11 protein-coding genes are annotated in these 11,903 nt (G+C 70.7%); 5 read left to right on the forward strand and 6 right to left on the reverse strand.

Annotation, left to right across the window (positions count from 1 at the left end; all coding sequences use genetic code 11):
- The 4 genes from ABZU46_RS28045 to ABZU46_RS28060 all read right to left on the reverse strand — a co-directional run.
- A partial coding sequence (locus tag ABZU46_RS28045; protein ID WP_354862420.1) for a molybdopterin-dependent oxidoreductase occupies nucleotides 1–1,171 on the reverse strand: 1,171 nt, incomplete at its 3' end.
- An 89-nt stretch (nucleotides 1,172–1,260) separates the two neighbouring features.
- Nucleotides 1,261–1,689, reverse strand: coding sequence for a DUF6069 family protein (locus tag ABZU46_RS28050; protein WP_354862421.1), 429 nt, complete (start codon nucleotides 1,687–1,689; stop codon nucleotides 1,261–1,263).
- Nucleotides 1,686–2,669, reverse strand: coding sequence for an RNA polymerase subunit sigma-70 (locus ABZU46_RS28055; RefSeq protein ID WP_354862423.1), 984 nt, complete (start codon nucleotides 2,667–2,669; stop codon nucleotides 1,686–1,688). The genes ABZU46_RS28050 and ABZU46_RS28055 overlap by 4 nt, the downstream gene beginning before the upstream one ends.
- Entirely contained in the window at nucleotides 2,666–4,657 is a 1,992-nt protein-coding gene (locus ABZU46_RS28060; RefSeq protein ID WP_354862425.1) for a hypothetical protein, read from the reverse strand. Before ABZU46_RS28060 ends, ABZU46_RS28055 begins: the two co-directional genes overlap by 4 nt.
- A 378-nt stretch (nucleotides 4,658–5,035) precedes the next feature.
- Between ABZU46_RS28060 and ABZU46_RS28065 the strand changes: the two genes are divergently transcribed.
- The 3 genes from ABZU46_RS28065 to ABZU46_RS28075 all read left to right on the forward strand — a co-directional run bounded on the left by ABZU46_RS28065 (nucleotide 5,036) and on the right by ABZU46_RS28075 (nucleotide 8,013).
- Nucleotides 5,036–5,377 (forward strand): hypothetical protein, encoded by a 342-nt coding sequence (locus tag ABZU46_RS28065; protein WP_354862426.1) that lies wholly within the window; start codon nucleotides 5,036–5,038, stop codon nucleotides 5,375–5,377.
- The gene (locus ABZU46_RS28070) at nucleotides 5,374–6,033 is read left to right on the forward strand and encodes a nucleotidyl transferase AbiEii/AbiGii toxin family protein (protein WP_354862427.1); all 660 of its coding nucleotides are present in this window, start codon (nucleotides 5,374–5,376) and stop codon (nucleotides 6,031–6,033) included. Before ABZU46_RS28065 ends, ABZU46_RS28070 begins: the two co-directional genes overlap by 4 nt.
- 189 nt (nucleotides 6,034–6,222) lie before the next feature.
- Nucleotides 6,223–8,013, forward strand: a complete 1,791-nt coding sequence (locus tag ABZU46_RS28075; RefSeq protein WP_354862429.1) for a 5'-nucleotidase C-terminal domain-containing protein — start codon at nucleotides 6,223–6,225, stop codon at nucleotides 8,011–8,013.
- Between the two features lie 76 nt (nucleotides 8,014–8,089).
- Here ABZU46_RS28075 and ABZU46_RS28080 read toward each other — a convergent pair whose 3' ends face one another.
- A complete protein-coding gene (locus tag ABZU46_RS28080; RefSeq protein ID WP_354862430.1) occupies nucleotides 8,090–8,263 on the reverse strand; it encodes a hypothetical protein in 174 nt (57 codons plus the stop codon).
- Nucleotides 8,264–8,523: 260 nt separating this feature from the next.
- Nucleotides 8,524–9,678, reverse strand: a complete 1,155-nt coding sequence (locus tag ABZU46_RS28085; protein ID WP_354862432.1) for a geranylgeranyl reductase family protein — start codon at nucleotides 9,676–9,678, stop codon at nucleotides 8,524–8,526.
- Between the two features lie 146 nt (nucleotides 9,679–9,824).
- Between ABZU46_RS28085 and ABZU46_RS28090 the strand changes: the two genes are divergently transcribed.
- Complete coding sequence (locus ABZU46_RS28090; protein ID WP_354862434.1) at nucleotides 9,825–10,061, forward strand: hypothetical protein; 237 nt, start codon at nucleotides 9,825–9,827, stop codon at nucleotides 10,059–10,061.
- 72 nt (nucleotides 10,062–10,133) lie between these two features.
- Nucleotides 10,134–11,567, forward strand: a complete 1,434-nt coding sequence (locus ABZU46_RS28095; protein ID WP_354862436.1) for an MFS transporter — start codon at nucleotides 10,134–10,136, stop codon at nucleotides 11,565–11,567.
- Nucleotides 11,568–11,903: the final 336 nt, after the last annotated feature.

Consider the following 11,903-nt stretch of genomic DNA (forward strand, 5'->3'; position numbering starts at 1 on the left):
AGTGCCGCTTGAGGATCTGGTAAACGCAGCGCGGATGCTGCAACGTCTCGTCCCGCTGCGTCTGCCCGCCCACCGGCGCGCCGTGCGACTCGTGCGCCAACCCCGCGGCGTTGTCACGCTCCTGGGCGGTGTGCCCGCTGCCGGAGGAGCCCTCGTGGCCCTCGTACTGCCAGCTGTCCTGCACGTAGCTGCCGGTCTCCGGGTCGAAGCCGGAGAAGAAGCCGTCGCCGTCCTCGGTGTCGCTGAACTGCTCGCTGACGATCGTCGCCGCGTTGGTGTAGGCGAGCACGTACTCGCGGAAGTCCAGCTCGTTGTCCAGGATGTAGCGCACCACGCCGCCGAGCAGCGCGATGTCGGTGCCCGCCCGGATCGGCAGGTACGCGTCGGCCACCGCGCTCGTACGCGTGAACCGCGGGTCGACATGGAACACCTTCGCCCCACGACGCTTGGCCTCCATCACCCACTGGAAACCCACCGGATGCGCCTCGGCCATGTTCGAACCCTGAATGACGATGACGTCAGCGTTGGCGATGTCCTGCTGGAAATCCGTCGCACCGCCACGACCGAAGCTGGCCCCCAGACCGGGGACGGTGGCGGAGTGTCAAATACGGGCCTGGTTCTCGATCTGCAGCGCCCCCATCGCCGTGAACAACTTCTTGATGAGGTAGTTCTCCTCGTTGTCCAGCGTCGCCCCGCCCAGACTGGAGATCCCCAACGTCCGGTTGAGCGGCCGGCCCTGCTCGTCAACGTCCTCCCAGGTCTGCTCGCGGGCGGCGAGGATCCGGTCGGCGATCATGTCGAGCGCGGTGTCGAGGTCCAGGTCTTCCCACTGCGTCGAGTACGGCCGCCGGTAGCGGACCGTCGTCTGCCGCAACGGACTGGTCACCAGACTCTTGCTCGCCGAACCCTTCGGACACAACCGACCTCGCGAGATAGGACTGTCCGGATCACCCTCGATCTGCGTGACCTGCCCGTCCTTCACGAACACCCGCTGCCCACACCCCACCGCGCAGTACGGACAGACGGACCGGGCCACGCTCTCGGCGGTCTCGGTGCGGGCGGTCAGGCCAGCCGAGCGCGCGGACTTCGCCGCCGCGCCCCGGCCCAACGGGTCCGTGCCGGTGAGCTGCCGATACACCGGCCAGCCCTCGATGAACGTCCGCAGACCCATCCCCGACACCCCCTCCCACGCGAGCGACCTCACGAACATAAGTCAGATGAGGAGTCTTCGCTAATCGAGAGGGTGGCGTCGCGGCACCGTCACTCGGTGCGCAGGCTCCATCTCAGCGCGGGGATCATCACGGCCGCGGGAACGAGGTGCAGTCCGGCAAGGGCGGTGACGGTGGCGGCGCTGCCCCCGCAGAGCAGGGGCGCGACCAACGAAATCGCGGTCAGCGACACCGCCGTCCACACCCATCGCGCGGCGGGGCGCACGCTCCACCGCAGCAGAGCGGCGGCGATGACGATGCCCACGACCGAGAAGACGCCGGTCACCACGGCGAACCCGGGTGTCGGGATCGTCTCGCCACCAGCGGGGACCGCGAAGTCGACGCCAGCGGCCCGGGCGAGCGCGGCGGCGACAGTGGTGGCCAGCACCGCGACCAGCGTGGCGACGAGCCCGACACCGGCGAGCCGGCGCAGTCGGTGGGTACGGCTGGTCCGGCCCGACGCCGGGGCCGCGGCGCTCACCTGGCACCGTCCGCCGGGAGGCGCTGCGGCAGCCCGAGCCGCGCGAACTGGTCGTCGTGGAAGATGACGATCTCGGCGACCGCCCCGCCGGTGACGCGCAGGACGTCGATGGTCAGCGGCAGGTACGCGCCCTCGGACTCCCGCCACAGGTAGAAGGCGACGGCGGGCTGCCGGTTCACGGCGGTCGGGACGCCGCGTAGGCGTCCCAGGTCGGCGAACCCATCCTGGATCCAGTCGTTCAGCACCGCGTCGCGGCCGACGTGGACGCCGGGAGTGGGCGGCATCGAACAGCGGACGTCGTCGCGCAGCATGGCGGCGAGCGCGTCGATGTCCTTGGCCACGCTCGCGTCGGTGAAGCGGCGCACCAGCTCGCGCGTCCCGGCGTCCTCCTCGCCGCCGGTCCAGTCCTGCCGCTCGGCGGGCAGGTGCTCGCGCATGCCGGCGCGGGCCCGTTGCAGCGCGCTGTTCACCGAGTTGACGGAGTCCCCGAGCAGCTCCGCGACGTCCTTCGCCGGCCAGCCCAGCACGTCCCGCAGGATCAACACGGCCCGGGGGCGCGGCGCGAGGTGCTGGACCGCCACCAGGTACGCCAGCTCGATCGTCTCCCGCGCGACCGCGACGGTCTCCGGCTCGTCCGCGTCTCCCGCCGGCAGCTCGTCGAGCAGCCGGTCCGGGTACGGCTGCAACCACCGCACCTCGCCGCCGGTCGCCGGCTCCGGGCGGCGCCTGGCGAGCAGGTCCAGGCAGGCGTTCGTGGCGATCCGGTACAGCCAGGCCCGGAACGACGAACGCCCCGCGAACGTCTCCCGCCGCCGCCACGCGCGCAGCAACGTCTCCTGCACGGCGTCCTCGGCATCCTCGAACGACCCCAGCATCCGGTAGCAGTGCACGTGCAGCTCCCGCCGGTGCCGACCCGCCAGCCCTGCGAAGGCCGGCTCGTCGACCCCACCCATCTGCTCGTCCGTGTGCGCACTCGTCACGTCATGCTCCCGTCTCGTCGTGTCCCGTCGCAGGTATGACGGGTGCGGGCGCGACAACTCATCACCGGGCCGGACGATCCTCCTAGGTAGGCGGCGACCCGGCCGAGCAGGTTGCGCCCGGACGGGTTGTAGTCCCGGAACCGGCCGAACGTCTCGCGCTCCTGGCTGGAACGGATGAACTGGTCATCGGTCCACTCCTGACCGACCGGCAGGTATCGCCGCGCGTTCGCGAGGCCGTCCAGTTGATGCAACACGTGGTAGGCGATCAGGTACTCACCGAACGTCGCGTGCAGGAACTCGTAGCTGCTGCCGGTGACGAGACTGCTGTTGACGTCCGCCGCGTGGATGAAGAAGAACCGGGCGATCGTACGGATCGCCGGGTCCAGCGGGCGGGACAAACGCTTCCGGTTCCCGGTGTACGCGGCCGACGACAGCAGCATCGGCGCCAGGTCGGCGTCCAGGTCCTGGCCACTGACCGACTGCTGCCCCCGGTTGAACATGGCGAACGCCGCGATTCCGAGTTGCCACAGCTCGCGGTCCGCCTGGGCGGCGGCCTCGTCGCCCTCCAGCGGTCGACCCGCCGGCCGGGGAGCCTTGGTGACCTCACGACTCACGTAGCCGTTGAGCAGCCACTGGTAGAGCTGCCCCTGCGTGACCTGACCGGCGCCGTCCACCGGCGGGTCGTCCGTCGCCCCGAAGATCGCCAGCATGAGCAGGAGCAGCGGCTGACGGGCCAGCTCGCCCATCGACCACACGGTGTCCGCGGCGAGCGGTTTGACCGTCGCGTTGGCGATCGGCTCCCGATTGACCTCGTTCCACATGTCGACCTGCTCGCGGTCGAAATCGCGCAACTTGATCACCAGCGAGCCGGCCGGGATGTTCGCGATGTTGGCGACGACGGTACGGGAGGTCACCACGACGGCGACCGGCGAACCGATCGACGCCTCCTTTCCTGGAACTCCTGCACCTCGTGCAGGAAGCCGGACTCGGTCGCGCCGGTGGCCTGCATCAGTTCGTCCAGACCGTCCAGGAGGACCACTCTGGTGACGTCCTGACTGGCGACGGACAGCTGACGCCACCGCACACTTTCCGGCGCCCGGATGACCGAGAATCACCAGCGGACGCTCCGCGCTGCGAGCCGAGGCGAAGTACGCGGCGAGGAAATGATCCAGCCGGTGCCCGTTCCGCTGCTGCTTCCACCACTCCTCCTCCCAGGTACGGGACTGACCGTCGGTGACGGCCCACTGGAAGTGCGGATTCACGTAACCCGATTCGGTGGTCGGCATCCGCAGGCCCGACATCTGATCCATCTCGGTGACCTGGGCGATCGGCTCCGACAGGAGATGGCGGTTACGCTGCGCCATGATCGTCCGGTCGGGTCCGTGCTGCCTGTTCGGCAGGTACGGCAGGTCGTTGAGGAGCTGCTCCATGAGCGCGAGCGACCGTTGCTGGAACTGCACGGACGTGCGGTGCGCGGCCTCCTGGGTCGCCGCCACGAACCCGATCTGGTCCAGCAACGCCCACATGCCGAATTCCGGCACGTCGGCGGCCAGTCGACGGTAGTCGTCGCGGTAGGTTCTGATCGCGCTGTCGACGATGCGCGCCTGGATCAAATGCCCGAACTGGTAGCCCAGGTCAACCTCGATCTTCTCCCAGGCGGCGAGGCCCCGGAAGAAACCCAGACAGCGCTCCGTCATCGACTCGTAGAACGGGATCACCGAGGCCATCAGGTTGGCCTCGAACCCACAGCCCGCCCACGGCAGCGGCAGTTCCACCCCCAGCAGGTACGAAACGATGGTGTCGTGCGTGACAGCGCCACCGCCGGGAACCATCTTCTGTTTCTCGACCTCGGTGAGACGGAGGCTCGAGTACCCCTTGCCCACCACGTCGTTGAGGGCAGTGAAGAACGCGCCCGCCACCACCGCGGTGTGCGCGGCCGCGATCAGTTCGTGCCGTTCCCGACCCTTCGGGCCGAAGGGTACGGTCACGGAAACGCTCGACGGCCATCGTGATCTGCTGGACCAGCTCGTTCTTCTGGTCGATCCATCCCCACGCGGCGCTGATCGCCGGCAGCAGGGCGCCAGCGCCACCGCTGCCGAGAGCCGCCAATCCCAGCAGGGTGCCGAGCTTCTCACTCCACCCCGCGTCGTGCTTGCCGAGAATACGGCGGGCGGTTTCGAACGACATTGACGAACCGCTCACCGCGAGTCCCTTCAGATGACACCGGGAAGCGGCCACCCTAGCCCTGAAGAACCGGGCGAGCAGTCGGTCATCTGGCAGCTCTCCTCAACCACGCCGGGACGTGCGCGCAGGCCGAGGAAGGTCGCTTGAGCGACACCGGGACCGGCGGGCGTTACCCTGACAGCATGCAGGCCGTCTCGCCCACCGCGACCGGCGTGGTCTTCCTGGCCCGCCCGGGTCGTCCGGCCGTGGTGGCGCGCACCCTCACCGAGCTCACCGGCCCCACCCGCGGCGTCGTCGAGCTGCCGGTGCGGTTGATGTGGAACGCCGAGCGCACCTTCGACCTCGGCGACCCCGACCAGCTGCTCTGGATGTACGAGAACGTGCTGCGCGAGACCGCCAGCGCCGACGACCTGCGCATCCTGATCAACGGCCGGACATTACGTCGGGTGTGGCGGTTGCTCAACCTGCCCCGGGGCGTCCGCCTCGCCTGGGAGAGCCGGCACCGCGGCCTGCGCGCGGCGTGATCGCACCACATCTGCACGAGTTCTACCGGGAGGTGGCCCGGGTGGCGCTGACCGCCGCCGGGCCGTACCGGTTCGTGCTGGGTGGCGGGGTGGCCTGGGCCGCGCACGGCCTGGTCGCCCGGCCGACCGAGGACGTGGACCTCTTCGCCGACGTCGAGGGTGCTGCCGCGGCGGCCACCGCCGGGGTGCGCGTGGCGCTGGAGCGGGCCGGGTTCACCGTCACCGACGCCGACCCGGACAGCGAGCTCGCCGATCTGTTCGACGGGTACGGCCAGGACATGAAGGACTTCGTGGTGAGCCGCGACGGGCGGCAGATCCGGCTCAGCCTGGCCCGGCTGGACCGGCAGCAGAGCCCGGTGGTGATGGACCTCGGCCCGGTGATGGACGTGCGCGACCTGGTCGCCAACAAGATCGCGGCGTTGGTCAACCGGCGCGAGGTCCGAGACTTCATCGACGTGGCGGCGGCCCTGGAGCACTACGACGTGACGCAACTGCTGATGCTCGCCCGGCAGGTCGACCCCGCGCTGGACCCGGCCGACGTACGGGCCGCCGGGCGTTACCTGGACCGGCTGTCCGACAAGCGTTTCGGCCGCTACGGCCTGGACGCCGACGACGTCGCCCGGGTGCGCCACCGCTTCACCACCTGGCCCCGCTGACGCCACCGCCCGCGAACCCGTACTTCTTCTTCCTCGCACCGTGCGGGCGGCTCCCCCGCGACCTCGTCGAGAGCGCCCTACCCTGCGACGGCCTGCGAAAACCGGGGCTGGCGTGGCGCAAGTGACAGGCGCTGGCTATGGTGCGCGAGGCGCTCACGAGGCGCGTCCACCCCCATGGAAAGGCACGTCATGACCTCTGGATCCGGTCCGTCGCGTCGCCAGGTGCTCGCCGTCGCCGCCGCGGCGGCGACCGCCCCGCTGATCGCCGCCGCCCCCGCGCAGGCGGCGGGCGCGACCCGGTCGCGCACCTGGGACCTCACGCTGCTCGGCACGTCGGACACCCACGGCAACGTCTACAACTGGGACTACTACCGCGACGCCGAGTACGACGACAGCAAGCACAACGACATCGGTGTCGCGAAGCTGGCGACCCTGATCAACCAGATCCGCGCCGAGCGGCGCGGCAAGGCCACCCTGGTCCTCGACGCCGGCGACACCATCCAGGGCACCCCCCTCGCCACGTACTACGCCAAGCAGGAGCCGATCACCGTCACCGGCGAGAAGCACCCGATGGCCCGGGCCATGAACGTCATCGACTACGACGCCGTGACACTGGGCAACCACGAGTTCAACTACGGCCTGCCGTTGCTGGACCTGTGGATCCGCCAGCTCGGCTTCCCGGCGCTCGCCGCGAACGCGATCAACGCGAAGACCGGCAAGCCCGCCTTCCTGCCGTACGTCATCAAGAAGGTCTCCCTCGGCTTCGCGGCGCCGACCCTGCGGGTCGGCATCCTCGGCCTGACCAACCCCGGCGTGGCCATCTGGGACAAGGGCAACGTCGAGGGCAGGCTGCGCTTCGACGACATGGTGGCGACCGCCGCGAAGTGGGTGCCGATCATGCGGGCCCGCGGCGCGGACCTCGTGCTGATCTCCGCCCACGGCGGCGACAGCGGCACCTCCAGCTACGGCCCGGAGCTGCCGAACGAGAACCCGGTGGCGCTCATCGCCCAGCAGGTGCCGGGGATCGACGCGATCCTCTTCGGGCACGCCCACAACGAGGTGGTCGAGCGGTTCGTCACCAACGAGCGGACCGGCGCGCAGGTGCTGCTCTCCGAGCCGTCGAAGTGGGGCCAGCGGCTCACCCGGATGGACTTCACCCTCGCCCGTGAGCATGGCCGCTGGACGATCACCAAGAAGGCCGCCACCATGCTGAACACCAACACGGTGGCCGAGGACCCGAAGGTGCTCGCCGCCGTGCGGGCCCAACACCAGAAGACCATCGCGTACGTGAACCAGGTGGTGGCCCAGGCAACCGTGGAGATGTCCACGGTGGAGTCCCGGTACAAGGACACCCCCATCCTGGATTTCATCAACCACGTCCAGGCCGAGACCGTCACGAAGGCGCTGGCCGGCACGCAGTACGCCAGCCTGCCGGTGCTGTCGCAGGCCTCGCCGTTCAGCCGTACCGCGGTCTTCCCCGCCGGCGACGTCAAGATCCGTGACGTGGCCGGGTTGTACGTGTTCGACAACACGCTCGAAGCGGTCGTGCTCAGCGGTGCCGAGGTGCGCGCGTACCTGGAGTACTCGGCGAAGTACTTCCGGACCCTCGCCCCGGGCGCACCGGTCGACCCGAAGCAGATCAACGACCCGTCGGTGCCGGACTACAACTACGACGCGCTCTCCGGCCTGGACTACGACATCGACATCTCCAAGCCGGTCGGCCAGCGGATCACCCGGCTGGTGCTGCCCGGCACCGACACCCCGGTGGCGGACGACGCGCAGTTCGTGATGGCGGTCAACAACTACCGGCGCAGCGGCGGCGGCAACTTCCCCGGCATCGTGAAGACCCAGGTCTACAACGCGCAGCAGGAGATCCGCCAGCTGCTCATCGACTGGGCGCAGGCCAAGGGGACGATCAACCCGGCCGACTTCTTCCAGCCCAACTGGCGACTGGTACGCGAGGGCGTGCCGGTCTTCTGATCGCAGAACGTCGGCGGGCCGTGGGTGGCGACACCCCGGCCCGCCTGCTCGTCTCTCAGCCCTGCCCGTTCCAGTCTCAGCCCTGCACGTTCCAGCGGATCGGGTCCTCGGCCTTCTCCGGCCGGTCCCGCCCGGGATCGGTCTCGGTCAGCGCGACCCGCTCGTCCGGGCGAACGGCGGGCGGCAACTCCCCGAACCGGATGTGGCGCAGGAACGCGTACTCGCCCTCGGTGAACGGTTGCTCGGCCATCGGCACCCCCTCCTGCCCTGCCATTGTCTGACGGCGGGCGGCCCACAGCACCGGTCTGTCGGTTGACAGTCCCCTCGACCGTCGGGTGCGGCCCGACACACCCCGTACGGCATCCTAGGATCCTGGGTGTATGGCCTGAGGCAACGCGCCGTCGGCAGGGGCGGTCGGCAGGGACGGTCGAGCGGGCTGGCGCAGGCGCGGCGGGCCGGCGGGCCTGCGGGCCTGCGGGCCTGCGGGCCTGCGGACCGCCGGGCTGTTGCTCAGGGGTGGATGCTGGCGGCCGGCCGGCGCGGGGCGGGCAGCCGGTCCAACACCGCGAGCGCCGCCCGGACCGGTCGACGTCGCAGCATGTCGTCGAAACTCGCCCGACCCTGACAGAAACGGACGAACATCCGCCAACCCGGCGGGGTCGCCAACAGAGCGTGGAAGACCTCAGGGCGGCGGGTGAACAGGTCGAGCAGCCGGAACCCCGCCCGCATCTCCGGCGTCAGGCCCTCGGTGACCGCCCGCTCGTACCCGGCCAGATCACCGTCGGCGACCGCCGCGCCGGCCATCTCCCCCGAGCGCAACGCGAAGCTGATGCCCTCGCGGCTCCACGGCTCCAACAGCCCGGCGGCATCCCCCGCCACCAACACCCGGCCGTTGCGCAATGGGGAGTCCTCCGCACGGCAACGGGTCAGGTGACCCGAGTCGTGCTCCGCCGGCAGCCCGGTCAGGCCCAACCGGTCGACGAACTCCCGCAGGTAGGCGCGCGTCCCCTCCCCCGCCCCCCGGCCCGCGATCACACCGACGGTCAACCGGTCGCCCTTCGGGAACACCCAGGCGTACGAGCCCGGCATCGCCCCCCAGTCCAGCAGCAGTCGCCCGCGCCAGCGCTCCTGCTCGGCGGGCGGCACCGGCACCTCCAACTCCAGCCCCAGGTCCACCTGCCGGTAGCGCACACCCACGTGTCGGGCGGTCACCCCCGAGGAACCGTCCGCGCCGATCACCGTGCGGGCCGTGATCGTCGTACCGTCGGCCAGCCGCAGGCGTACACCCTCGGGGTCCTGCTCGATCGCGCGGACCGCGACCTGCTCCCGCATCTGCGCGCCGGCGGCGACCGCCGCCGCGCGCAGCCGGTCGTCGAACTCCTCGCGGCGCACCATGGTCACCACCGGACTGCCGTTGCGGCGGGTGAACTCCCGCCGGCCGTCGCGGGTGAACGTCACCCGGTCCACCCGGTCGTGCGCGGGCACCTCGATGCGGCCGCGCACGGCCGCCAGCGACGTGCCGATCAGGCCACCGCCACACGTCTTGTACCGCGGGTGCGCGGCCCGCTCGACAACCAGCGTACGAACGCCGGCGCGGGCCGCGGCGTGTGCCGCGGAGAGCCCGGCGGGGCCGGCGCCGACGACGACGAGATCCCAGACGATCACGGTTGCAGCCTAGGGCACCCTCCGCTGCGCGGCCCGGGCACGGCGAGCTGCCAAACGCCCGATCGAGTGGGCATCTTCGGTCAGGCAGGGGGTAACCGACGTGACGCGACCGTCCGCGCGGGAGCGGACGAGCAGAGGAGGAGATCATGCAGCGGGTTCAGCTGTCGGAGATCGAGCAGCGCGTGTACCAGGCGGTCACCGCCCTCGAAGCACGTGGCCAGGTCCCCTATCCGGACCTGATCGCCGAAGGATCCGGTCTGACCGAGGAGCAGGTGCACACCCCACTGCACGAACTCACCCAGAAGGGCCTGCTGCACCGCGAGGACTCGCCGATGGCCGGCCTCGACTTCGGCCCCCGATTCTGCGCCCGTCAGATGGCGTGACCTCCGACGGTTGGCCCCCGCCTGCCGGGGTAGCGGTCAGGGATGCATGATCGACCGTCAACGGGGGGCAGCATGAGCGCGGCGCACGAGCCGCAGCCGGTCGACGCGGCCGAGAACCGCCGACGCTGGCAGGCCGTCGGTGTCGGGCTGGTCGCCGCGTTCATGACGCTGCTCGACGTGAGCATCGTCAACGTCGCGGTGCCGTCCATCGACCGCGCGCTGCACGCCTCCCCGAGCGACCTGCAGTGGGTCCTCTCCGGGTACGCGCTGACCTTCGGGCTGGTGCTCGTACCGGCCGGCCGCTTCGGTGACTTCCGCGGGCGGCGCAACGCGTTCGTCTTCGGCATTTCGCTGTTCACCCTGACCAGCGCGCTCGCCGGCCTGGCCACGTCCCCCACCTGGCTGGTCGCCGCCCGGCTGCTCCAGGGCGCCGCCGCCGGCATCATCAACCCGCAGGTGATCGGGTTGATCCAACAGCTGTTCCGCGGGCCGGAACGAGCCCGTCCGTTCGGTCTGCTCGGCGCGACCATCGGCATCTCCACCGCCGTCGGGCCGCTGCTCGGCGGGCTGCTCATCGCCCTGGGCGGCGAGGAGCACGGCTGGCGGTGGGTCTTCTTCGTCAACGTGCCGGTCGGCATCGTCGCGGTGATCCTCGGGTGGCGGCTGCTGCCCGGTCGACCCGCCGGGCAGCCCGGCCGACGCCGACTCGACCCGGTCGGTGTGCTGCTGCTCGGCGTCGGCGTGGTGCTGATCCTGCTGCCACTCGTACAGGAGCAGCAGTGGCGTACGCCGTGGAAGTGGGCGCTCATCCCGGCCGGCCTGGCGGTGCTGGTCGCCTTCGGGCTGTGGGAACGGTGGTACGCGCGGCACCGCGAACCCCTGTTCGACCTGCGGCTGTTCACCTTCCAGTCGTACACACTCGGATCGCTCATCGCGCTGGTCTACTTCGGTGGGTTCACCGCGATCTTCTTCATCTTCACCCTGTTCCTGCAGAACGGGCTCGGCTACAGCGCGCTCGTCGCTGGTCTCGCCATCACCCCGTTCGCGCTCGGGTCCGCCGCCGCGTCCGCGCTGGGGGGACGCATCGTCAACCGCTTCGGTCGTCCACTGGTCGCCATCGGACTGCTCGGCGTGGTGGTCGGCCTGGCCGCCACGGTGCTCGCACTGCGCCTCGCGCCCGACGCCCCGGCGCCCTGGGTCACCGCCGCGCCACTGCTCGTCGCCGGTATCGGCAGCGGACTGGTCATCGCCCCCAACCAGACACTCACCCTCGCCCAGGTGCCCGTTCCCCAGGCAGGCAGTGGGGCCGGCATGCTCCAGACCGGCCAGCGGATCGGGGCGGCGGCCGGCATCGCCGCCGTCGGCTCGATGTTCTTCTCCTCGCTCACCGACAGTCGCGGCAACTGGACGTCGGCCTTCGAGAAATCGCTACTGCTCGCCACGGGGATCATCGCGCTCGCGCTGGTCGCCGCGCTGATCGACATCCTCCGCGGGCACCACGACTGAAAATCCCGGGAGCACGCGCGCCGCGCAGGTCGACACGCCGCCCGGGTCGAGGCGCCGCATGCCGCTTGGGTTCATGCGTCGCCCAGGTCGGCATGCCGGTTGGATCGATGTGCCACACAGACCGGCATTTCGGTCGGGCCCACGCGCCGCCCAGGTCGGCATGCCGATCGGCGGTCAGTCACGGGCCGGGCATACCCAACGGCCGGCACCTGACCGGCCGCCCGATGTCCGCCGCCCGCCGCCCGTCGGCGGTCGGCGGGGGGCGGTCGGGCGTCGGGCGTCGGGCGTCGGGCGGCGGGGGTGGGGCGGGGGGCGGGATCTTGGTCAGTTTGCGGT

The organism is Micromonospora sp. NPDC005197 (assembly GCF_040608295.1).
Classification (GTDB): domain Bacteria; phylum Actinomycetota; class Actinomycetes; order Mycobacteriales; family Micromonosporaceae; genus Micromonospora.